The sequence below is a fragment of the Rhodococcus sp. OS5 genome, from assembly GCF_056837585.1.
In genome coordinates, this window is record NZ_CM166368.1 from 4360001 (window position 1) to 4383739 (window position 23739).

Consider the following 23739-nt stretch of genomic DNA (forward strand, 5'->3'; position numbering starts at 1 on the left):
CGTCGGCCGGGCATTTGGTTCCGATGAGTTGCCCGATTGCCTCGGGGCCCTGGTACCAACCCTCGAACGGAGGCATCTCCCAGATGGCTTCGCGCGTGAACAGTTCGACGATGGCCTCGACGTCGTAGCTCTCGAAGCTGTGCACGTAGTCGCGAAGCAACTTCCGGGCAGCCTCGGTAGTCGGTTCCACGAGATCGTCCTCGGTGGGTCCGATGTGATTGATCTGCGCGCGAGCCCGCTGCAGCAGGCTGTTTACCGCAGTGGTTGTGGTGTCCAGCGCCTCCGCAACTTCCGACGCCTTCCACTGGAGAACGTCACGTAGAACCAGAACCGCACGTTGGCGCGCGGACAAGTGCTGCAAAGCGGCAACAAGGGCGAGCCTGACCGAATCGCGATTGACGACCATGACGGCCGGATCATTGACGTCGCCCAACGCAGAATCGGCAATCGGTTCCAACCAGGCAATCTCGTTGCGCTCGATCAAATCGTCGGCCGGGTCCGAACTAGGTGCGCCGAGGCCGGTCGGGAGGGGACGCCTCGATCTCCCCTCCAGCGCGGTCAGGCAGGTATTCGTCGCGATGCGGTAGAGCCAGGTCCTGAGAGATGACTGGCCCTTGTAACCGTCAAACCCGCGCCAAGCCCGGATGAACGTCTCCTGGACCTGGTCTTCGGCGTCGTGAATCGACCCCATCATGCGATAGCAGTGCGCCAGCAACTCGCGGCGGTACGGATCGGCAAGAGTGAGGAAATCACTGTCCAACGCCTGATCGACTGTCATTTGTTCAGACTAGTGGCCGAGCGCCCGAAACACAGGCGTCGGCGAGAATTCGATCAGGCAGGCGCCTGCACCGCAGTCAACCTGGATCTCTTCCGGAGAACGAACCCCAGCGATTCGTAGAGTCTGATCGCATTCGTATTCGATTGCACTGCATGGAGAAATGGCAACTCGCCGCGCTCGCGAATCCCGGCAGCGACGGCACGGATCAGCGTCGTACCCAGGCCTCGACCCCGAAAGTCGCTGTCAGTGCACACCGCACTGATTTCCGTCCATCCCGGAGGGTGCAACCGCTCCCCCGCCATGGCAACAAGTCTTCCGTCGACGCGAATGCCGTAGTAACTGCCCATCTCGACGGTACGAGGAAGAAACGGTCCTGGCTTGGTGCGCTCGATCAATGCCAGAATTTCGGGAACGTCGCCCGTTCCGAGAAGTTCGACCGACGGATCAACGGAGACTTCGAGTGCGGATCCGTCCATCTGCACCGAGCCGAACTGATCCACAATGCGCCACCCTTCCGGCGGGCGGTGATCAAATCCTCGCAAACCTACGGTGCCGCCAGGACCTACGAGTGTGAGTAGGTTCTCCCAGTCCTCGGCGTCCAACTCGGGCGGATGACCGACAAACGGCGCGACCGTCGGGTCGTATCGCGCAACTCTCCCTGCCCAGCGAGCGAATTGCGCATGATGTCCGCGAAGTCCTTGTCGCACAGGATCGTCCAGCGGATGGGTGTCGACATCCGTGTCAACTGTCTCGACAAACGACGCCAGGGTCGCCTCCGTGGTCATCGAACCTCTTCCTGCCCTATTTGCCTGTGATGGAGGCGAACGAACCTCCCCGCCCACCTCTATGACAACGCTAGGAACACTTGCTGTCGTAGTCGCCGGATAGAATCAAGATGATTCTGACCTCGACCTGTATTTCCGGCGTCAATCAGGGCTCGATTGCAGATCTGCACCAGGACATTCGTCGCGACGCCTCACCAACCGGAAGGCTATTTGGCATGAGCAACTCCGACCCGATCAGGTCTGCATTCGACCAGTTGCCCCTGAAGGAGATGGACGCTGCAACGCTGGTCTTCGCCATCGAGAGCGCCGTCGACGAGCTGGCGATCTCGGGTGAAACCCTACGGCTCGCCATGGAGGTCGCGACCCTTGCGCACCTCGATCAGTTCAGAAAGAACGGGATCAAGTCCGACGAGGATCCCTACATCGTTCATCCCCTACGAAATGTATTGCGGCTGCTTCGGTACGGGTGCTCCGATGTCGAGATCCTGAGCGCAACCGCGCTTCACGACACGGTCGAAGACCGACCACACGCCGTCATCGCGCTCCTCGGTGGCCAGACTGCAGACGACATGTCCGCATCCGAAGCGCAGGAACGTGCGTCAACACTCATCGCCTCGCGCTTCGGCCTCAGAATCTCCGAACTTGTTGAGGCAGTGACCAATCCAATCGACTACCCATGCGACAACACCACCGCCGGATATCAGGATCACGTCATCCGCGCGATAGCGGATCCCGCAGTGTTCCTCGTGAAGTTCAGTGACTTCGTCGACAACGCGGGAAGCGTGAAGTACCTGAGCGAGACCGACAGGCTGAGACTGGTCACGAAATACGAACCACTCGTGGAGCACTTCAAGCGGACTTCACTTGCTCTCGGCAACGGATTGCACCTCCCTCCCTCAGGACTCGACGCGATCGCAAAGCACATCGCAACCATCGAAGGCGATTTCTCGAATACGGTCCGACCGGACATAAAAAATACTCGCCAGTAGTACTGATCAGTAATAATCGAGCAACCCAGAGAATTCTCCGAATATGCGATTTTGTTACCAGTGAGTATTCACTTTCTTGCCGATTTCATTACCATCGTGATCCGTGTCACAAGTCCGAATTCGATTGCACCGCAATGATTTAACGCCATATGTGTAACCGTGGTTCACGTTGACTAATATTCTTCAATTCGCCCAGGTGACATGAGCGTCGACATACTGCATTCTTAGATAAACCAGGGATTCCCTGGAAGCAGACACAATATGTTGCTGATTCGTGATTGGAGCGGTTCTGAGTCCACGCCTGCAGGGTGGCGCACAAGGCACACAGTGCCTCAGAGCACACAGCGCTTCGGTGCACACAGTGCTTCCGCGCACACAGTGCTTCAGCGCAGGGGACTCGACGAACCGGAAGGGCAATCACTTGCCGACGCGCAACCGGGGGAAACACAGCGCATCGCGGCTTAGTTCACGAACCGGGGAATCCGGGTACGTGGGACACGGTCGGCTCATATCGCAACGTACGTGACGAAGAATCTCATCAAGGACGGTGGCAGTGACAATGTTCAAACGAATCGCAGTGGTCAATCGAGGTGAGGCCGCGGTCCGGCTGATCAGGGCTGTACGCGAACTGAACGCCGAACACGACTACGGCATTCGCGTCATTGCGCTGCACACCGAGGCCGAGCGCCGCGCCATGTTCGTCCGCCAGGCCGATGAGGGCGTGACCCTGCGCAGCACCGGCTCCGGTAGCCCGTACCTCGACTACGCCGAACTCGAGCGAGCACTGCTCGCAGCCAAGGCCGACGCAGTCTGGGTCGGCTGGGGCTTCGTGGCCGAGGATCCCGCCTTCGCGGAGATCGTCGCGAAACTGGGCATCACGTTCATCGGCCCGAGCGCCGACGCGATGCGCCTGCTCGGCGACAAGGTTGCCGCCAAGATCCTGGCCGAGAAGGTCGGCGTACCGGTCGCCCCGTGGAGCGGCGGACCGGTCGAAACGCGCGCCGACGCTCGTCGTCATGCTCAGTCCATCGGATATCCCCTGATCATCAAGGCCCGAAGCGGCGGCGGCGGACGCGGTATCCGCAAGGTCTGGGCCGAAGACGAACTCGAAGTTGCACTCGAGCGCACGCAGGGCGAAGCAGAGCGGTCCTTCGGCGACCCCGTCGTCTTCCTCGAACGCCTTGTCACCGATGCACGCCACGTCGAGGTACAGGTCATCGCCGACAACCACGGCAATGTCTGGGCTCCGGGCGTTCGCGACTGCTCGATTCAGCGTCGCAACCAGAAGGTCATCGAAGAATCCGCCTCCCCCGTCCTGACCGAAGAACAGTCGGACCACCTCAAGAAGGTGTCGGCCGAACTGGTCAAGGCAGCCGGGTACCAGGGCGCAGGCACGGTCGAATACCTCTACCAGCCCGAGAACAAGCTCTTCACGTTCCTCGAGGTCAACACCCGCCTGCAGGTCGAGCACCCGATCACCGAGGTCACCACCGGAATCGACCTCGTCAAACTGCAGATCCTGGTCGCCAGTGGTGACGAATTGGTCGGTGACTGCCCGCCCGCATTCGGCCACGCCGTCGAAGCCCGCCTCAATGCCGAGGACGCGGACAACGATTTCGCGCCGGCACCCGGCACCGTTCAACTCCTCAAGTTTCCGCTCGGCTCCGGCATCCGGGTCGACACCGGCATCGCTGCCGGGGACGTCATTCCGCCCGACTACGACTCGATGGTCGCGAAGGTCATCGCGTGGGGCCGCAACCGCTCCGAGGCACTTGCGCGTCTGCGCACTGCCCTTCGTGAAACCACTGTCGTACTCGACGGCGGCACTACCACCAAGTCGTTCCTCCTCGATCTACTCGATCGCGACGAGGTCATCTCGGCATCCGCGGATACCGGCTGGCTCGACCGCACGGGCGCCCTCACCGGCACCACTCGCCGCGCGGACGTCGCGCTGATCGCCACCGCCATCGATGCTTACGACGCCGAGGAGTCCCTCGAGCGTGCGGCCTTCCTCGCCTCGGCACGTGGCGGCCGCCCACGCGCCAATCACGCGATCGGCCGTACCGTCGAGCTCAACTACCAAGGTCAGGCATACAAACTGACCGTCGGGCGTATCGGCCCGCACCGCTACCGCGTCGACGGAGACGCCGGCGACATCGAGGTCGACGTCGATCGTCTCGGCGACTTCGAGTCACGGCTGGTGATCGGTGATCGGCGCTTCCACGTCGTTTCCGTCGTGAGCCCGGCTCGCTATCTCGTCGAGGTCGACGGCATCAGCCACCAGATCAGCCAGGACGACGCCGGAGTGGTCCGCGCGCCGGCTCCCGCCGTAGTGGTAGCAGTACCGGTCGCGGTCGGCGACGACGTCGAAGCCGGATCCACTCTGGTCGTGCTCGAATCCATGAAGATGGAGACCGCGGTTCGCGCTCCGTACGCGGGCAAAGTGCGTGAGGTTCTCGCTACCGTCAACTCCCAGGTCGATGCCGGCGCACCGCTCCTGCGCGTCGATCAGGTCAGTGAGGAAGCTGTCACGGAGAAGGCTCCGCGAGTCCAATTCGATCTTCCCGCAGCAACTTCCGGATCCGATACCCGCGCAGATGCATTGGCACAGCTGGAAGCACTGACCGCGATGATCAGTGGCTACGACGTCAGCGGCAAGCACGCAAACGCTGTTCTGGCCGAATACGACGCACTTCGCAGCGCACTCGAATCCGAGGACCGCGAACTGGTCCAGGCAGAACTGGCTGTGCTGACCACCTTCGCCGACATCTGCGAACTCTCGCGCAACAAGCCCACCTCGGGCGAGTCCGCGAAGGACGAGTCCGTCCACAGCCCCCGCGAGCACTTCCACACCTTCCTGCACTCACTCGACTCCGAGCGCGAAGGTTTGCCGGCGTCGTTCCGCACGAGACTCGAACGGGCACTTCGCCACTACGACGTCACCGATCTGGAAAATCGCCAGGCCGTCGAGGAAGCGGTGTACCGACTCTTCCTGGCTCTGCAGCGCATGGAAGCCCAGATCCCGGTCATTGCAGCACTTCTCGAAGGCTGGCTCGTCGGCGACAAGGCTCCCGGTTGCTCGGCGCAGGAGCTCAACGAGGTTCTCGATCGACTCATCGTCGCGACGCAGGTCCGCTACCCCGTCATCGGCGACGTCGCCCGCAACCTTCGCTTCCGGTTCTTCGACGAGCCGCGCATCCGCAAGGTTCGCGAAGACGTCTACGACGGAGTACGCGGCAACCTCGCCTACCTCGAAGAGCAGCCGGACGCTGCAGATTTCGACGAGCGAATCGCCAATCTCGTCGCCACTCCCGAACCGCTCCTGGACCTGTTGGGTCGAAAGATCGGCCTTGGCAACCGCGATGGCGGCCCTCTGCTCGAGGTCATCACGCGTCGCTACTACAAGATTCACTCCTTCGAAGACGTCCGCGTTTTCGAGCACGTCGACCGCCGTTTCGTGACCGGTAACTTCGACCTCAAGGGCGACGGGCTACATCTGGTCTCGACGGTGGCCGAATTCGACGCTCTCGGTACGGCTCTCGACGATGTCGCCACGATCGCGCAGGATGCTCCATCCGGTCGCGGGCTGGTAGTCGACATCTACCTCGACTGGCCTGATCAGCCCGCCGACGGCGACGCGCTCGTCGAGACGCTGCGCACCGAACTCTCGCGCAACGAGACGATCACCCGGTCTCGCCGCGCGACGGTGATCATCTGCAACCCGAACGGGGATCCGGTCCGGTGGGTCACCTTCCGCCCCGTCGACGGCGAACTGGTCGAGGACCACATCATCCGCGACATGCATCCGCTCACGGGTCAGCGTCTGGACATGTGGCGCCTGAAGAACTTCAACGGAAAGCGCCTCCCGGCTCCGGAGAACACCTACCTGTTCCACCTCTCGGCCAAGGAGAATCCGAAGGACGAGCGCCTGATCGCTCTGGCCGAAATCCGCGACGTGACACCGCAACTCGACGACGAAGGTCAGATGGTTGCACTCCCGGCCATCGAGCGCACGCTCGCTGCCTGCCTCGACGGTATCCGTCGTGCGCAGTCCCAGCGCGGCGACAAGCGTCGACTCGCAGCCAACCGCGTCGTGCTCTACGTGTGGCCGGTCGCCGACGTTCCCAGCGAGCGCTTCTCGGTGATCGCTCAGAACGCAGCCCGACTGACCGTCGGCGCCGGGCTCGAAGAGATCACGCTCATCACTCGGCTGAAGGACCGAAAGGGCGGCGCGCCCAAGGAAGTTGCGCTGCGATTCTCCTACCGCGCGGGTGCCGGTGTGGTCATCAACAAGACCACACCTCCCACCGAACCGCTGCTCCCCCTCGACGCGTACGCCCAGAAGGTCCAGAGTTCGCGGGCACGCGGAACTGTGTACCCGTACGAGCTGATTCCACTCCTGACCGGCACCAAGGGCACCTTCGTCGAGCACGACTTCGACGAAGCGGGCGTCCTGTCACCTGTCGAGCGTCCGTACGGTCTCAACAAGGCCGGCATCGTCGTCGGCCTCGTGAACACGCCGACGCCGCGCTATCCCGAGGGAATGACCCGTGTCGCGCTATTCGGTGACCCCACCAAGGCGCTCGGTACCGTCGCCGAGGCCGAATGCTCACGCGTCGTCGCTGCCATCGACCTGGCCGAGAAGTTGAACGCTCCGGTCGAGTGGTTCGCACTGTCCTCCGGTGCCACCATCTCGATGGAGAGCGGCACCGAGAACATGGACTGGGTCTCCCGCGGCCTGCGCCGAATCATCACCTTCACCCAGAACGGCGGCGAGATCAACATCGTCGTCACGGGCATCAACGTCGGCGCTCAGCCCTACTGGAACGCCGAAGCCACCATGTTGATGCACACCAAGGGCATTCTGGTGATGACCCCGGACAGCGCGATGGTGCTGACCGGCAAGCAGTCTCTCGACTACTCCGGTGGTGTGTCGGCCGAGGACAACTTCGGTATCGGTGGTTACGACCGCGTCATGGGCCCCAACGGCCAGGCGCAGTACTGGGCCCCCGACCTCACTGCGGCGTGCGAGATCCTGTTCCGTCACTACGCACACTCGTACCTCGCTCCCGGCGAACGGTTCCCGCGCCGCGCAGCGACGACGGACCCCGTCGATCGCGACGTGCGTAGCTTCCCGCACACCCACCCGTCGAGCGACTTCGAGACGGTCGGCGACATCTTCTCCTCGGCGAAGAACCCGGATCGCAAGAAGCCCTTCGACATTCGCACCGTGATGCGTTCGGTGGTCGACCAGGACCACTCTGTTCTCGAGCGTTGGGCCGACATGGCCGGCGCCGACACGTCGGTCGTTCTGGACGCGCACCTCGCCGGACATCCGGTCACAGTGGTGGGCATCGAATCCCGCGCGATCCCACGTAAGGGGCACTTCCCCGCCGACGGTCCCGACACCTGGACGTCGGGAACGCTGTTCCCGAACTCGTCGAAGAAGACTGCTCGCGCGATCAATGCTGCGAGCGGCAACCGTCCGATCGTGGTGCTGGCCAACCTGTCCGGCTTCGACGGTTCCCCGGAGTCGCTGCGCAACATCCAGCTCGAGTACGGCGCCGAGATCGGCCGCGCCATCGTCAACTTCGACGGACCGATCGTGTTCTGCGTCGTCTCCCGCTACCACGGCGGCGCGTTCGTCGTGTTCTCCGGTGCGCTCAACGACAACATGGAAGTTCTTGCTGTCGAAGGCTCGTTCGCGTCGGTACTCGGCGGCGCCCCCGCCGCCGCAGTGGTCTTCACCCGTGAGGTGAACACCCGCACCAACAACGACCCGAAGGTGCAGCAACTGGAGGCAGACTTGGCAGCAGCCAAGGATGACACGGAGAAAGCACATCTGCGCGTAGAACTGAACGCTCAGCGCATCGCCGTCCGCTCCGACAAGCTCGGCGAAGTGGCATCCGAATTCGAAGCGATCCACAACATCCAGCGGGCCCGAGAGGTCGGCTCGGTGGATGAGATCGTCCCTGCCGCAGAACTGCGTCCGCAGATCATCGCAGCAGTCGAACGCGGCATGAAGCGCGCACTCGCGCAGTAAGTTTCTCCGCACGTCGAGCGGTCCCGCGAAATGCGGGGCCGCTCGATTTGTGTCCAGGCAGCGCCTGCGTCAGACGCCCTCGAGCGCCTCTCCGATCTCTTCGAGGACGTGATTGTGCTGCTCTGTTGCGAGCAGATGCCCCGCTGCAATGGTGACTGCCACGGGCCACTCGATGATCTCGAAGGCGACCATCAGTCCCATCACCGCAAAGTAGGCGATCTGCTCGGGTCTCGGAACAGGGATGGCACCGACGATCGGTAGCTCCAACTCGAAGCTCCGTGCCGAACGGACGGATTCCACTACCGCGCGGTGATCGACGGGGTTCGTGTGGTCGACGGTGTTCTGGGACATGTCACGATTCCTCAGGATTCATCTCGGGTCGCCCGGGAGTTCGGCGACGTGTCACTTCCAGCAGCGACGCTCACAAGCGTGTCCGATTCACCGGTTTCCGCTTCTTTGATTTCCACGTCGCTGATTTCCACGCTGTCGCGGGCGCTGACTCCCCCGGTTCGGGAGGTGTACGCAGTGCTCGTTCGCGTCGGGATCTTGCGAATCGTCGATTGACTGTTCGCGTTCTCCTCAGTTGCGGCAATCCGCTCCAACACCCGCGGAGCCAGCGCCGCGAGCAGCGTCGCCGCCGACGCGCAGCCCACCGCTTGGCCCCAGGCGATGGGACCAAGCGGCGTGCAACCGAGAAATTGGCTCACCACGGGTGTGCTGACGAGCGTCGCCAGCGCCGCAGCGGATCCGGCAACGGTTGCGACCACCAGCGGACTGCGTGATTCGAGCAGCGTCTGCCCCAGTTGGGTGCCCACCAGGGCAACCAACGCCACCGTCGACGCTCGCCGCCTCCTACCGCTCGCCCGGGCCAGAAGCCACGCTGCCAGCGCACCGATTGCCGTGGCACCGCCGCGGACAGCGATCGTCTGCCACAACGCATGAGCGTCCATCTGTTCGGACTTCTCGGATCCGTTCTCGGACGGGGTGCTCACCGCAAGCGCAGCAGCGGGCAAGGCGTCCGTCATCAGATTGACCAGTAGCAACTGCCTTGCGTTGAGCGGTGATTCGCCGGACAACGCAGAACCGATCAGCGCGAATGCGACTTCACCCGCGTTGCCTCCGAGCAAAACCCCTACCGCTGATCTGACCCGCCGCCACAATTGACTGCCCTCGTCCAATGCGTCGGTCAGTCCGCCGACACGGCCGTCGAGGAGCACGATGTCTGCGGCGCCGCGCGCCGGATCACTGTCGGTCGACGCCACCCCGATTCCCACGCTGGAAACTCGGATCGCCGCAGCATCGTTCGCGCCGTCACCGACCATGGCGCACACCCGCCCGTCGGTCTCCAACGCTTGCACGATCTCGACCTTCTGCTCGGGTGTCACGCGCGCAAAGACGCTGCTGCCGCGGACCGCATCCCGTCTTTCGGCGCGAGAGAAGTTCTCCCAGTCAGGACCGGTGACAACATCCTCGCGTGCGACGTCCAACCCCAGTTCGGTGGCGACCGCGGCCGCTGTTGTCGGATGATCCCCGGTCAGCACGCGCACTTGCCGTCCGTCGCCTCGAAGTTCTCGAACAAGTTGCGTTGCTTCGGGTCTGAGCGTGTCCGAGAGTCCGAGAAGGCCGACCGCTTCCAACCCCTCGGAGCAACACTGTTCGAGAAATTGCGAGTCTTCGCCTGCGCGTCGCGCGTCGTGTTCCGACAACTCGCGCTGGGCGACGGCAACCACCCGCAGTCCGCGTCCGGCCATGCTTTGAACGTGCTTCGCCGACAAAGCATTCGGATCTCGTCCTGCTTCGGTCACGAATTCCGGCGAACCTTTGAGTGCGATCCGCCTGCCGAGCAAAGCTGCCGAGTACGGCCGCCCCGACCTGAACGGAACGAGGTTGTTCGCCTCGACGTCACCGAAAACCGAAGCATCGTCCAGAGCTTGCTGGGCTGCATCGACGACGGCGGCATCCGTCGAATGAAACACGCGATCGTCGCGACTTCCCAGGGCACTGCGCGCCGCAACTTCCAGAATCTCGCTTTCGTCCCAGCCGTCGACGCGTTCGACCGCGGCCACCCGTAGCTTGTTCTCGCTGAGGGTTCCGGTCTTGTCGAAGCAGACCACGTCGACACGACCGAGCGCTTCTATCGATCGTGGCGCACGAACCAACACTCCTGCTGCAGTGAGCCTTCGCGCTGCGGCCTGCTGAGCCAGAGTGGCAACCAGAGGCAGCCCCTCCGGCACGGCAGCCACAGCTACGGCCACACCTCCGGTGACGGCGCGGCGCAGACCGGTACCACGAAGCAGACCCGCGACTGTCACCAACGCCCCACCGCCGATACTGGCCGGCAGGGTCGCCCTCGTGAGTTCGCGAAGTCTGTTGGTCAGGCCCACAGCAGGTCCGGATCGGGACACACCGACATCGGCACGCCTGGTCACCGTTCGGGCTCCGATGGCCGTGACCACGCCACGACCGGATCCGGCAAGCACTGTTGTCCCTGCGTAGGCCATGCACCGTCGCTCGGCCAGTGGCATCCCAGGGGTCGGGTCGGTCTGCTTGTCGACGGGCAGGGACTCTCCCGTCAACGACGACTCGTCGACTTCCAGTGATTCGACGCTCAACAGGCGACAATCTGCGGGCACGATGTCCCCGGACTCGATTGCCACGACGTCACCGAGTTCGAGCGCGTCGGCCGCTGTCTCGACCGTGCCGTCGTTGGTTACTCGCCGAGCTACCGGTTCCTGAGTCCGCAAGAGCCGCTGCACCGCCCGCTCCGAATGAAGCCGTTGAACAGCGGACATCGCGGCATTGCCGACCAAGACCGAGCCGACCAGGACGGCGTCTACCGGTGAACCGAGGACTGCACTGGCAGCGGAGCCGGTCGCCAATACAGGCGTCAGTGGATCCGCCAATTCTGTTCGCAACGCCGATAATCCGTCACGGATCAACCTGAACCGTGCGGGCGCTCGCACACGAGCTTCCGCACGGTGCGGTGTATGTCGGATGGATTCGGATAGTTCGCGAACGACAGCATCACCGTCCATCTCATGCCAGGTATCGCTCGGAGTACCGACAGGGACGGGCGCTTTAATCACAGATCGGGACAAGGTGTATCCGGTCCACAGTCCCGCGGCCGAACCAGCCGTGACCGGCCCCGGCCCTGCCCCTCGAACTCCCGGAAGCATGATCAAGGCACCCAATGCCGAAGAACCTGAGGAGAGTTCGACACCGCGCCTCGTCGCTGTTCGAGCAGCCGGGAGCGCATGGACAACCCGCCACGCCCCGGCCAAGTCGGTGTGGATGTCGGCACTCACGTGCTCGCCACTCGGTGGTGAAATCCCGATGCGTAGCACTGCCTGTCCCGATATCGCCCTACTCGACACGATCGCAACTGTCCGACCCTCGGCCACCAACGCCGAGAGAGCCTCGCGCAGGCCGGCTTCGGCAGTCGATTGCGCCGGATAGAGCTCGTCGAATCCACTTCGCAGTGATCCGAGCCCGTCGTCGTCGATCGTGACGGCTGCAACCCCGGCCGCACGTATTTCGCCTATCAGTGTTTCCGCCAGACCTTTTCGCACGGGTCGCACGACCACTTCGGCGCCGCCGATGCGGTGCCTTCCCACTCCGACAGTTCCGTCGTTCAGAGCTTTCCTGGCTTGTTCCCACACTGCGACGCGATCCGACTCGGCCACCTCTCGTATGTCGGAAACCCGGAGCGAGTCGTCGAAGAGGACGCTCGGATCGACGAGGACGGTGTCAATACGATCGAGCATGCGTAGAGCCGCAGAGTCCGAAACGGCGGTGTGGTGCGTCCGCCACAGACCGTATGACACACCAGCAGCGAATGATTCGCGCGACATCCGAAGCGGCCGCGGCGCCGAAACCTTGATACTCGTCGCGACGGTGTCGCCGCCGGCAGAGACGGTAGCCAGTGCAGCCCCGGCCACCAACTGAACCCCTGCGATCCTGTCTGCGTAACGCTCCCCCGGACCACTCGGTTCAGGCCTCGTGGAAGAACCGCGACCGCCAGGTTCGAATGACCACACCCGCCGAGAGTTTCGCGCCGCCAGAGTTTCGCGCAGCAGCATCGTCCGCAGCCAGAAATCCACGCCCAATGACGCAGGCGCATAGGTCAGAACATCCGCGAACGACGTCGCCGACTCCAATGCGAAGTCGGTGAGCGAACGGCCAAGGCGCTGTTCGATTCGCCGACGCACCCGGGGTTGATAATTGATCGCCGACACCGCCGCCGAGACATAGGCGGAACCTGGGATTCGCGGGGCACCGAATATCGATCCCGCTGCTGCAGGAATCATCCCCACACCCGCCAACGCGAGGGTGCCGGTCCGCAACGCCACGTCACTGACAGCGGTTCGCGGAATCGTCGAACCGCCCACCAACGCGAGTCCCGACAACGCCAGGCGCGGCGGCAAAGTTGCCACCGACACCGCACGCCGGGCCATCGCTGAGAACATCAGTGAGTGGATCGAGTGTGCGAAGAACTGTGAGTTCGATCCTGTGACCGGCCGGCCGCCTTGTGGGAGTTTCCGCTCGATTCCTTCTTTACCTGTTCCGGCTTGCTCGTGCGGCCAACCGCCTTGACCTGGCGATCCGGCCGACCGCTCTTGCGATCCCATTCGTGGAGCACCAGGGCCGTGCCGCCGACTGCCAAGAGCACCGGCCATTCCACCAATCCCGCCGCACCCACGGCCGCCATCGTGAGAACCGCCGTCGGCGTCGAGGAACTACCCGCACGAATTCCGTCTCGGACGCCCTCCGCCGTTCCGCGTATCCCGCCCGTCACTCCACCGATCACTCCACCGCCGACGGCTCCGGCCACCGTCGTCGTTGCGTCTGCCACACCACGAACGACGCGGGTGGCTTCGTCCACAATCATCATCGGACGCTCCTATCAGCAGTCCATCGAAGAATTCAGTATTTGAGGCCATACCCAACGCTGACGGCGGCAATCACGATCCGATACATTTTTCGGCGAACCTGGCGAGGGCGCGCCATCGCCAGCGCCGTGAGAGGGTACGGTGCGGGATGCAGCGACCACCTTCATCGACGGGAGTTCCACACAGTGGCGATCATCGGAAATTCGGATCTCGACATCTTCCGAATCAGCTTGGGCGGCAACCCTTTCGGATGGACCGCGGACGAGAAGACGTCCTTCGAGATCCTCGACTCGTTCGCCGAAGCCGGTGCAAATTTCATCGACACCTCCGACTCGTACACGGCGTCGGCTCCCGGCAATTCCGGTGGGGAATCCGAAACGATCATCGGGAAATGGATCACCGATCGGGGACTGCAGAACGACATCGTCGTCGCCACCAAGGTCGGTAGCCATCCCGATTTCAAGGGCCTGAAGGCCGACAACATCGCGGCCGCAGCAGAGGCGTCGCTGCAGCGCCTGCAGACGGACTGCATCGATCTGTACTACGCGCATTTCGACGACCCGCAGACTCCGCTCGAGGAAACTCTCGAAGCCTTCAATGCGTTGGTCGTCGCGGGCAAGGTTCGCTATCTCGGAATCTCCAACTACAGCCCCGATCGCGTCCGGGAGTGGCTGCGAATCACCGAAGAGAACGGTTACGCCGCGCCGATCGCCCTGCAACCGCACTACAACCTGGTTCACCGCAAGTCGTACGAACCCGAACTTGCCCAGATCGCCACCGACAACAACATCAGCGTCTTCCCGTACTTCGCTCTCGCTTCCGGCTTCCTGACCGGAAAATACAAGACCCGCGCGGATATCGAAGGCAGCTCCCGCGAACGACTGACCGCCGGATACTTCAGCGACGCCGGACTCGACGTCGTCGCGGAACTGGCGACAATCGCGCAGGCACACGACAGCGAGATCTCGACCGTCGCGCTGGCCTGGCTGCTGACTCGACCGGGCATCACCGCACCGATCGCGAGCGTCAGCCGGCCCGAGCAGCTCCCGGCGCTACTGGACGCCCCGAATCTGGTGCTCTCGTCGAACGAACTGGACACTCTCGAACGGGTGTCGGCGGCAGTCGGAGCCTGAGATCAGGCAGTTTTGAGATGAGCGCCGAGGGCCGTGTTGTTGATCGTCCAGAACGACCAACCGTCATGGCTCTCGGTGTCGCCTGAGATGTGACCGGTGACGGCATTTGCGGCCGCGGTCGGATCAGGGAATCGGCGGCCTTCCATCGGTCCGCGCATGATCTCGACGACCTCGGTGGTTTCGTCGAAGCGCCCGACCCAGCGATATCCGTGGCAATCGGCTGTCATCTCGAGGCGATTGTCGACGACTTCGATCTCCTCGACACCGCTGGCGCGACGCTTCTTCGCGGCGACTGGCGACGTCTTACGCTTGGTCGCAACCGGGGTCTCGACGTAAATGCTCGGATCCTTGACCGCGGCCAAGCCCAGCGCATCCCAACGATCGTGACCGTGCACGACGCGCCCACGCGGAATCGCGTGATGGCCGGTGCGATTACGTCCGGGGCTGTCCATGATCCACAGGTCGACCTCGGCACGGATGTCGTCGGCGACCTCGTTGGAGGGCAACATGTAGAACTCGTGCGGATCTGCTGCCAGATCGACGAACACCCAGAACTCGGACCGGGTGTCGTCACTCTCGAGCGACTCGTCCTGACGCCTGGCCTGCCAGTCACCGTCGAGCTTGGAACGCACGCGGACGATTCGGCTGACACCGTCAGCGCCCGTCACCTCGACGGGATTACGACGTGAGTGCGTGAGACGGACAGCCTTGCCCCCACGCTGCGTAGCTTCGGAAATGAACGCATTGATGCCGCGGCTTGCGGTGTCTTCCATGATCGACCTGTCTCGAGCGGGTACGCCCGCATCACCGGATCGGCATCGGGGTCGAGCATTGAGCGAAATCCCGGCCTTTACTTCGATCGTGTGGCCGGTCAGTACCCCCGACCTTACAGCTCCGGCGACGGCCTGACTACGGCGCCCGACGCTCGTTCCCAGAGGTCAGCAGTGCAATGTCCCCGTAAAGCGCCGCCCGGTGAGCGAACATCAGCTCTTCCACACCGTCGAATTGATCCCCGACGTAGTGCGTGTTTGCAGCCGAAAGTTCACGTGAGCCGGAGCGCGCAAGTAGGTCGTCGATCCGGCTGTCGAGGCTCGCTGCATGCGCAACCGCGCGCTGCGAACTCAACTGATCCTCGGCCCGTGCGACCAGGTCACCGATCCGCGCGAGGGCCGCCACGCGCTCGACCAGCTGGTCCCAGACCGCGCCGAGCGCTTCCCTGCGCGAAGCGATTCCGGCTCGGGTTCCCTCGTCGCGTGCCAGTGCAGCCGCGTCGTCCAACTCCGCAAGAATCGAACGCAGCGCGACGGTGTCGACCGCGATCTGGGTGATCTCGTCGGCCAGGTCGAGTTGGTTGCGTTGAATGACGAAGTGGTCGGAATGCCACGCGCTGGAGCTTTCGATCCGGTCGAACAGATTCCCGGCGAGGTAAAGCAAGGCGTCGTACTCACCGGCGCGTCCCTCGGGTTCTGAATCGACCAGTCCGTCGAGGACTTCCGCGATGCGCCTTCCGGCATCGGCGATGACACCGGTTCCCTGGACCTTCCCGAACTGGGCGGCGAGTTTGTCGAGTGCTGCGTTTCCACTGCTGGCCACGACACCGAGCCCCACCGGCAGCTTGGCTGGAACCGGTGTACGGGTGAGCCCGGCAAAGAGAGCCTCGCGTTGCTCGACGTCGAGATGCAGGCCGTCGCGCCGGTCCTTGCGGATGGCACGGACACTGCTCGCGAAGTGACGATTGGAATGCACGATCGCCGATCGCATCGACTGAACGCGCTTCTCGAGCGCCTGCACCCGTCGTTCGAGGACAACCTGAACAGGGCCGATGCGAGTCGCGAGCAGTCGACGTCTGGTGCGGGCCAGCTCGTCGGTGAGATACCGCAACTCCGAGAAGCCGCCGATCTCCGGGAACGAACGTCCGACACTGCGCCGGTTCGCCAGGATCGATCGCGTCGACTCGTCCCCATACCCCCCGGCAATCAGCAGCGCGACATCATCGGACAACTCCGGCCGGTTCGACTCGACGGTTCCCGCCGCACACCACTCCCTCACTCGGGTGGAGATGAGCGTTCGCCGTTCGGTCACCGATGCCACGACAAAGACGTCGTCAGTTCCGTCTCTCATCTCACGGCCATCCGTCATCTCACGCCTCCTGCTGGGTGCCGGTTACCACTGTTCCAGAATCTGCCGACACGCGCCCGACCCCTGCGACCCAGCTCGACGCACCCCTGCCATACCGTAGGCGGGTGACCTCCCTGCGATCAGACGCGCACGCAGGTCACTCGCGCGCATCGAAGACTGATCCAGCAGTTCAACCGCTGCTTCCCGACCTCGCGATCGAACAACTTCAGTCCTTGTTGCAAGTACGTTCCTGGACTCTCGCGGAATGGTTCGCGATGGCCGACCAACGCGGATTCCTCGCGCCCGCGGCCAGTGTCCCGCTCTTCATGGAAGCCGCGCTGAAGTATCCCGAGCACCGCGAGGCGCTACTTCGCCTCGCCGGTCGACGCGGGCAGTACCTGGCGGAGCAGAACCCGGATTGGGCCCAGCTACGACGAATCGGATCACGCCGGGACGAGCTGTGGCTTTCGCCCGATCGGGACGACCGTACGGCCTGGTTCGATTACATACGTACGGTCGACCCGGAACTGGCGAGCGAAGAGCTCGAGATCGCTTGGGACGACGAGGCCACGGCAAGCCGGCTGCACTTCCTCGACCATCTCGACGTCGGGCTGGGTGAACACGACTACGCGCTCCTCGAGCGTGCACTCGACGATCCAGCCGTGCGGGTCCGTGAGCGTGCAATTCAACTACTACGGCAACTCCCCCGATCTCCGTTTGCCTCTCGAATGGTCACTCGGGCTCGGTCCTGGGTGCGGCTCGAGACGAAGCCCTTGCGGCCGCGCCTTGCCGTCCGATTGCCCGGCTCGCTCGACGACCTCGCATTTCGTGACGGCATCGAAGACGTCCACTACAAGAACAAGGGCATCCGGCGCTGGTGGTTACGGCAAGTCGTGACCGCCACTCCGCTGACGCTGTGGGAATCTATGGCCGGTTCGCCACGCGAGGCCCTCACCATCCCCATCGAGAAGCAATGGCGCGCAGTGATGATCGAATCATGGACTGCTGCAACCGTTCTCCAGAAGAACACCGCGTGGGCGTCGGCATTTCTGGAGCGGGACGGGCGCACGACCGACCGGAGAATCGTCGCCATCGCGGACCCACGCGAGCGCGTCGAGTACATCGTTGCCGGCCACGCGGACGAGTACCTTCTGGGCGTCGACGGCAGCGCACTACTCGACGGCATCGACCGCCCATGGCCCCTGGCCGTCGCCGAAAAGTTGTTGAATGCCTTGGAGAACGAAGCGATGGAGCATGCTGCGACGGGTGAGGACTTGGGCATCCACTCGCGTCACAGTCACTTTTCCACCCTGCGAAGCGTGCAGGCGCGCTTCCCTTTCGACGCCGTACCGCTCCTGCAGGACGCGGCGGCCCGAACGAGTGACCCCGGGTGGCAACACGCATTCACCGACAGCGCCGTCAACATCGAGCAGCGCCGACTCCGCTTGGACGTCCTGCGCAATCACCGCTGAACGACGAAGGGGCCGCATCCTTGGAACGGAATGCGACCCCTTCGTCGTTCGTGAAAGATCAGACCACGCTGACCATCTCGTGATCAGCCACACCGGCGGCCAACACCCGAAGGTGATCTTCGGTGCTGCCGAGGGTGTGCTCGATGGCGACGAGTCGGCTCACGTAGTGCCCCACCGGGTACTCTGCGGTCATACCGATACCACCATGCATCTGGATCGCCTCCTGGCCGATGAGCCGAGCCGAACGCCCGATCTGCAACTTCACCCGCGAAGCGATCACTGGATCGACGACGCCGTCGGCAAGGGACATCGTTGCGTACAGACTCATGCTGCGTGCCAACTCGAGCGAGACGTACAGGTCGGCGGCGCGGTGTGTCAGTGTCTGGAACTTTGCGAGGGGAACCCCGAATTGCTTACGCGTCTTGAGGTATTCGGTGGTCAGGCGTAGCGCCTCTTCCATCGCTCCGACAGCCTCGGCGCACAGCGCGGCCTGCTCACGGATCTGCGCGGCCTGGATCAGAGCAGTAGCGTCACCGCCCTCACCGAGTGCTTCGGCCGGCGTATCGGTGAACTCGATCTGCGCCCCGCGCAACCCGTCGTGAGTGGCGTAGGACTTGCGTACCAAACCGGAGGCATCGCTCTTGACGAGGAACAGTCCGACGCCACCGCCGGGGAGCGCAGCGCTCACGACCAAGATGTCCGCCGTCGCGCCGTGGCCGACGGGATTCTTGATACCGGTGATGGTCCAGCCGCCGTCGACCTGGGCCGCCGCGGTGGCCCGTTCGGTTGCCGGCCAACGGATTCCGGGTTCCTGGTCGGCGAACGCGAGGAACGTGGTGCCCTCGGCCACTCCGGGAAGAATCGACGAACGCTGCTCTGCACTGCCACCTTCGGAGATGAGGCCGCCCGGCGTCACGACCGCGTCGAGTAGCGGCTCGGGTGCCAAGCGTCGACCGATCTCGGTCATGACCGCGCCGATTTCCACTGGGCCGGCGTCCATGCCGCCGTCGTCCTCGGAGAATGTCAGGCCGAGCAAGCCGACCTCGGCCAACTGCTTCCAGACCTGCGGGCTCCACCCGGGATCGGAGTCGATGATCGCGTTGCGCTTCTCGGCGTCGTAGCTACGCGCGAGGAGATCCTTGGTGGTGTCGCGGAGAAGTTTTTGTTCGTCGTTGAGTTCGAAGTCCATGCCACGCCTCACAATCCGAGGATCGAGGAGGCGATGATGCTGCGCTGCACTTCGCTCGATCCGCTGTAGATGGATACCTTGCGGTAGTTCAGGTACGTCGGGGCAGTGTGCTGTGCCCAGCTCGCGGAGGCGATGTCGCTGCCCGCGTCGTACGGCAGTGAATCAGGGCCGGCCACGTCCATCAGCAGTTCGACGCTCGCCTGCTGCAATTCGGAGCCACGAAGCTTGAGCAGCGACGACGCCGGGTTCGGCTGGCCGTCAGCGGAACTGGCGACCACCCGGAGCTGAGTGAGCTCGAGGGCAAGCAATTCGTTTTCGAGTTCGGCGAGGCGCGCAGCGAAGAGCGGATCTTCGAGCAGTGTTCCGTTACCGACCTTGACCTCGGCAGCGCGAGCCTTGGCCTGGGCCAGACGAACCTTCGAGAAACCGACGCGGGTGACACCGGTTCGCTCGTTGCCGAGCAGGAACTTGGCGTAGCCCCAGCCCTGGTTCTCTTCACCGACCAGGTTCTCTCCCGGAACGCGGACGTCCTCGAAGAACACTTCGTTGACCTCGTAGCCGCCGTCGATCAGCTTGATCGGGCGGACCGTGACGCCAGGCGTCTTCAGATCGACAAGGATGAACGAGATGCCGGCCTGACGCTTGGGCGCATCGGGATTGGTGCGCACCAGGCAGAAGATCCAGTCGGCGTACTGTCCCAGCGTCGTCCAGGTCTTCTGACCATTGATGACCCAGTCGTCGCCGTCGCGGACCGCACGGGTCTTGAGCGAAGCGAGATCGGAACCGGCCTCGGGTTCGGAGAATCCCTGGCACCACCAGATGTCGAGGTTCGCAGTCGCCGGAAGGAACTTCTCCTTCTGCTCCTGCGAGCCGAAGGCCGCGATGACCGGACCGACCATGTTGGCGTTGAACGCCAAAGGTTCGGGAACCGACGCAAGCTGCAGTTCGTCGAGCCAGATGTTGTGCTGGACCGGGGTCCAGTCCTTGCCGCCCCACTCGACCGGCCAGTGCGGTACCGCCAGACCGTGAGCGTTGAGGATCTGCTGCGCCTCGACCATACGGTCGCGCCCCAACTCCTCGCCGTGGGCGTACGCCTCCCTGATGTCCGCGGGGATTTGCGTACGGAAGAACGTCCGCATCTCGTCGCGGAACGCTAGTTCCTCGTCGGTCAATGCCAGGTTCATCGGGATTCCTTCGCACTCGAAACCGGATTCATGTTCGGTTCGACCGTACCCCGACAGCTATGGAGGCGGAACAGGTACCGCAAAAGACGGCACTCGGGGCCGACCTCCTACACGGTTTTCAGGACCAACAGGTAACCCCCGCCCGCGGCGTCGATGCTTGTTTCGACATTCAACGCGGGAGCCAGACGCGACAACCGATCGATCAGCCAATCCGACGCTTCCTGGGCGTCGTCCTTGCCGGGGCAGCGAGCGACGGCGACGCGGCCACCCTTTCGCTCGAGCTGCTCCACGACCCCGATGATCGGAGCGGGATCCACGACGAACAGCCGATCCGGCCATTCCACAACAGGTTTGACCGCACCCTTCTTGGTGTTGCATGCGCGGTGCGCCAAGCGTTCGACGCCGCCTTTGGTCTTGCCACCCTTTTTTGCGGTGTTGATGCTGTCGATACTCGGGCCGCGCGGATCATTGACGGACATGTCGGGATCGACCGGTTCGTCACACAGCCAGCAGCGCCAGGATTCACGTTCGCCGACTTCTTGAAGGGTGCTCATGTGGCAACGGTACCGTGCGCACTTTCGGCTGCTTCCGCTACCAAAAGTGCGCACGGGGGCCGAAGGCCCTACATGTCTGCAATCGCCTCGAGCGGCTTCGTCTTGGCCGCTCGGTTGGCCGGCCACAGCGCCGCCAAGACACCCACCACACCCGAGCCGATCAGCATTCCGACCACCTGACCCCACGGGATCGTGATCTTGTCGAGGCCCTGATCCGCGAGAGTGCTCACGAAGGCCCAACCGAACGCGATGCCGAGAACAACTCCGACCGCCGCGCCGTACACCGCGATGAGCACCGACTCGAGGTAGATCGTGCGTCGCATCTGTCCGCGCTGCATGCCGACAGCTCGCAGCATTCCGATTTCTCGTCGCCGCTCGACCACCGACAGTGCCAGGGTGTTGATGATGCCCAGGATTGCGATCACGACCGCGAGTGCAAGCAGTCCGTAGAGGATCGCCAACAACGTGTTGATCTGCTGGCCCTGAGTTCCCTTGAACTCCTCACGATCCTGCACCTGGACGACGACGTACTTCTCCGTGGCCGTTTCGAGCTCGGATCGCAGTGTTGTCAGATCCGCGCCAGGCTTCGCCTTCACCAGCACCACGAAGTCCGGCAGACTCTCGGCCGGCATCAGCTTCCGATACGCCTCGTCCGAGACGATCCACGAGCCGATCAGCTGGTTGTCCTCGAACACTCCCGCGACAACCGTCTGGTACTCGACGCCGCCGGGACCGGTCAACGTCTGGGTCGAGCCGACAGTCCAACCCTTGTCGTCCGCAGTCGACTTCGAGACGAGCATGTTGTTGCCGGTCAGATCGACCGTGCCCTCGAGGATCTTGTATTCGAGCACGCCTTCGATCGGGCCGTCGAACGAAGCGCCCTGCTCGTCATCACCGTCGACCTTCGCACGCACTCCGTGCAACGACGTTGCGCTCTGCACGTCGGGCACTTGTCGGACCGCGTCGGCCGCACCTCGCGGCACGCCGATCGCGTTGGGACCGGTCAGGATGTAGTCGGCCGAAACACCCACGTCGACAAGAGCATTGATGCTCGCCTTGGCTGAGGAACCGAACACTCCGATGACCGTCACCAGCATCAGACCGAGAGTCAACGCGAATGCCGTTGCGGCCGTGCGACGGGGATTGCGCACCGCATTGGTACGGGCCAATCGCCCGATGGCACCGAACGGCTTGGCGAACACGGCACCGAGCGCGCCGACGATCGGCCGCGACAGCGCGGGAGCCCCGAGAAGCACCGCGATGATCAACGAGAACGCACCGAGCCCGACGATCAGCGCCGCGCCACCACCGGTACCGCGAGAGCCGAACACGAGCAGTGCCACACCGATCACGCCGAGAATCGCACCGATCAACGTCCGCACTCGCAGTGAGTCGCCGGTGGAGGCGAACTCCTCACGCATGGCCGCCACCGGCGGGATCTTCGACGCACGACGAGCCGGGGCGTAAGCGCTGAGCGTCGTGACGACGACGCCGACCACCAACGCGACGATGATCGTGCGGGCACCCACCTGGAGCGGGCCTTCCGGCAGACCGACGTCGAATGTGTTGAGGAGACTGCGCAATCCGTAGGCGAGACCGATACCGCCGAGCAGACCGATGATGCTGCCGATGAGTCCGACCACGAGCGCCTCGGTGACCACCGAACGGCCGACCTGCGCTCGGCTCGCACCGATCGCGCGCAGCAGCGCCAGCTCACGAAGACGCTGCGCCACGATCATCGAGAAGGTGTTGTAGATGATGAACGTTCCGACGAGTAGAGCAATCGCGCCGAACGCCAACAGGAAGTAGTTGATGAAGCTCAGCGCCGAGTCGACCTCGGCCTTGGTCTCCTCACGAACCTGGTCGCCGGTCTGCACCTTGAGATCGGGGAAAACCTGCTCGACGCGTTGCTGCAGTTCCGTCTGCGACACCCCGTCGCCCGCGACGTCGATGTACTCGACGTGTTGGCCGTCGGTGAAGAGTCCACGGGCCTGCTCGTCGGTGAAGAGCGCGCCGATGAACCCGCCGGTGTCACTGCCCGCCCCCTCGTAGATGCCGGACAACGTCACGTCCACGATTCCGCGGGCCGGTGCCAGAACCTTGGCGGAGTCCCCCACCTTCAGTCCGGCTCGCTCGGCGGCGCTGGTGTTCAGCGCGACCTGACCGGTCTGCGTCGGAGGCGCGCCCTCGACGAAGGTGTCGGGTTCGGCAATCGCCTGGCCCGGCGGTAGGTAGGACTGCCCGATACTCGGCGCACCGCCGGTCTGAACAGCGCCGCCGTCTGCGTTGATCAGGACGATCTGTCCGCTGACAGCCGGCGCCACCGCTCGGACACCGTCGACTGCGGCAAGTTTGTCGACATCCTCGACCGGAACGCCACTGGTGTTGCGCTCTTCCATCGATACCCGGACGTCGACGCCCTGGGCGGTGTTCTCGAAGATCGAATCGAAAGTCTTCTGGAGGGTGTCGGTGAAAACGAACGACCCCGCGACAAAAGCCGTGCCGAGCACCACGGAGAGAACCGTCAGCGCAAGTCGCACCTTGTGTGCCGCCAAGTTGCGCAGGGAAACCTTGCGCATCGGCGAGTTACTTACCGAAGCCATGT

At 63.6% G+C, this 23739-nt stretch carries 15 protein-coding genes (1 of these 15 running past the window's edge); 4 read left to right on the plus strand and 11 right to left on the minus strand.

Translation table 11 applies throughout. The features are described from left to right. A protein-coding gene (locus ACVZUB_RS20185) for a sigma-70 family RNA polymerase sigma factor (protein WP_003945115.1) crosses the window boundary here: on the minus strand, positions 1-778 show its 5' portion. 197 nt of this gene lie to the left of the window's left edge; only the first 778 of its 975 coding nucleotides appear in the window; it begins with the start codon at positions 776-778; the stop codon falls past the left edge of the window. 53 nt (positions 779-831) lie between these two features. Then, on the minus strand, positions 832-1563 hold the full coding sequence (locus ACVZUB_RS20190) for a GNAT family N-acetyltransferase (protein WP_007732221.1): 732 nt from the start codon (positions 1561-1563) through the stop codon (positions 832-834). 215 nt (positions 1564-1778) lie between these two features. Here ACVZUB_RS20190 and ACVZUB_RS20195 point away from each other — a divergent pair, with 215 nt between their 5' ends. After that, positions 1779-2552, plus strand: coding sequence for a hypothetical protein (locus ACVZUB_RS20195; RefSeq protein WP_482627699.1), 774 nt, complete (start codon positions 1779-1781; stop codon positions 2550-2552). 559 nt (positions 2553-3111) lie between these two features. Then, positions 3112-8595, plus strand: coding sequence for an ATP-binding protein (locus ACVZUB_RS20200; RefSeq protein WP_482628543.1), 5484 nt, complete (start codon positions 3112-3114; stop codon positions 8593-8595). Between the two features lie 69 nt (positions 8596-8664). Here the strand turns inward: ACVZUB_RS20200 and ACVZUB_RS20205 are convergent, their stop codons facing one another. From ACVZUB_RS20205 to ACVZUB_RS20215, 3 genes are read right to left on the minus strand one after another with little or no spacing between them, the layout of a single operon-like run. Continuing rightward, positions 8665-8946, minus strand: a complete 282-nt coding sequence (locus ACVZUB_RS20205) for a hypothetical protein (protein ID WP_030536904.1) — start codon at positions 8944-8946, stop codon at positions 8665-8667. A gap of 11 nt (positions 8947-8957) precedes the next feature. Then, positions 8958-13061, minus strand: coding sequence for a cation-translocating P-type ATPase (locus tag ACVZUB_RS20210; protein WP_482627700.1), 4104 nt, complete (start codon positions 13059-13061; stop codon positions 8958-8960). Then, positions 13061-13486 carry a hypothetical protein gene (locus ACVZUB_RS20215; protein WP_042450317.1) on the minus strand — a complete coding sequence of 142 codons (426 nt, stop codon included), beginning with the start codon at positions 13484-13486 and terminating at the stop codon, positions 13061-13063. The genes ACVZUB_RS20210 and ACVZUB_RS20215 overlap by 1 nt, the downstream gene beginning before the upstream one ends. 183 nt (positions 13487-13669) lie before the next feature. On the opposite strand from ACVZUB_RS20215, the gene ACVZUB_RS20220 reads away from it, so the two are divergent. Beyond that, positions 13670-14617 (plus strand): aldo/keto reductase, encoded by a 948-nt coding sequence (locus tag ACVZUB_RS20220; protein WP_054781662.1) that lies wholly within the window; start codon positions 13670-13672, stop codon positions 14615-14617. 2 nt (positions 14618-14619) lie between these two features. Here ACVZUB_RS20220 and ACVZUB_RS20225 read toward each other — a convergent pair whose 3' ends face one another. Continuing rightward, positions 14620-15390: a hypothetical protein gene (locus ACVZUB_RS20225; RefSeq protein ID WP_003945109.1), complete on the minus strand. Its 771-nt coding sequence runs from the start codon at positions 15388-15390 to the stop codon at positions 14620-14622. A 136-nt stretch (positions 15391-15526) separates the two neighbouring features. Further along, positions 15527-16756, minus strand: a complete 1230-nt coding sequence (locus ACVZUB_RS20230; RefSeq protein WP_050656661.1) for a hypothetical protein — start codon at positions 16754-16756, stop codon at positions 15527-15529. Between the two features lie 104 nt (positions 16757-16860). On the opposite strand from ACVZUB_RS20230, the gene ACVZUB_RS20235 reads away from it, so the two are divergent. Further along, positions 16861-18207, plus strand: a complete 1347-nt coding sequence (locus ACVZUB_RS20235) for a DUF5691 domain-containing protein (protein ID WP_158171017.1) — start codon at positions 16861-16863, stop codon at positions 18205-18207. Between the two features lie 58 nt (positions 18208-18265). On the opposite strand, the gene ACVZUB_RS20240 is transcribed toward ACVZUB_RS20235, so the two are convergent. The 4 genes from ACVZUB_RS20240 to ACVZUB_RS20255 form a co-directional block, all read right to left on the minus strand. Further along, positions 18266-19396, minus strand: a complete 1131-nt coding sequence (locus ACVZUB_RS20240) for an acyl-CoA dehydrogenase family protein (protein WP_030536908.1) — start codon at positions 19394-19396, stop codon at positions 18266-18268. 8 nt (positions 19397-19404) lie between these two features. Then, positions 19405-20580, minus strand: a complete 1176-nt coding sequence (locus ACVZUB_RS20245; protein ID WP_007736177.1) for an acyl-CoA dehydrogenase family protein — start codon at positions 20578-20580, stop codon at positions 19405-19407. A gap of 107 nt (positions 20581-20687) precedes the next feature. Then, the gene (locus tag ACVZUB_RS20250; protein WP_007736175.1) at positions 20688-21134 is read right to left on the minus strand and encodes a hypothetical protein; all 447 of its coding nucleotides are present in this window, start codon (positions 21132-21134) and stop codon (positions 20688-20690) included. A 68-nt stretch (positions 21135-21202) separates the two neighbouring features. Further along, positions 21203-23737: an ABC transporter permease gene (locus ACVZUB_RS20255; protein ID WP_058228428.1), complete on the minus strand. Its 2535-nt coding sequence runs from the start codon at positions 23735-23737 to the stop codon at positions 21203-21205. Between the last annotated feature and the right edge of the window lie 2 nt (positions 23738-23739).

Coding starts and splice junctions, on each gene's coding strand:
- ACVZUB_RS20190 (WP_007732221.1), bottom strand. CDS start 1,563: ATGACCACGGAGGCGACCCTGGCGTCGTTTGTCGAGACAGTTGACACG.
- ACVZUB_RS20195 (WP_482627699.1), top strand. CDS start 1,779: ATGAGCAACTCCGACCCGATCAGGTCTGCATTCGACCAGTTGCCCCTG.
- ACVZUB_RS20200 (WP_482628543.1), top strand. CDS start 3,112: ATGTTCAAACGAATCGCAGTGGTCAATCGAGGTGAGGCCGCGGTCCGG.
- ACVZUB_RS20205 (WP_030536904.1), bottom strand. CDS start 8,946: ATGTCCCAGAACACCGTCGACCACACGAACCCCGTCGATCACCGCGCG.
- ACVZUB_RS20210 (WP_482627700.1), bottom strand. CDS start 13,061: ATGTTCTCAGCGATGGCCCGGCGTGCGGTGTCGGTGGCAACTTTGCCG.
- ACVZUB_RS20215 (WP_042450317.1), bottom strand. CDS start 13,486: ATGATGATTGTGGACGAAGCCACCCGCGTCGTTCGTGGTGTGGCAGAC.
- ACVZUB_RS20225 (WP_003945109.1), bottom strand. CDS start 15,390: ATGGAAGACACCGCAAGCCGCGGCATCAATGCGTTCATTTCCGAAGCT.
- ACVZUB_RS20230 (WP_050656661.1), bottom strand. CDS start 16,756: ATGACGGATGGCCGTGAGATGAGAGACGGAACTGACGACGTCTTTGTC.
- ACVZUB_RS20240 (WP_030536908.1), bottom strand. CDS start 19,396: ATGGACTTCGAACTCAACGACGAACAAAAACTTCTCCGCGACACCACC.
- ACVZUB_RS20245 (WP_007736177.1), bottom strand. CDS start 20,580: ATGAACCTGGCATTGACCGACGAGGAACTAGCGTTCCGCGACGAGATG.
- ACVZUB_RS20250 (WP_007736175.1), bottom strand. CDS start 21,134: ATGAGCACCCTTCAAGAAGTCGGCGAACGTGAATCCTGGCGCTGCTGG.
- ACVZUB_RS20255 (WP_058228428.1), bottom strand. CDS start 23,737: ATGGCTTCGGTAAGTAACTCGCCGATGCGCAAGGTTTCCCTGCGCAAC.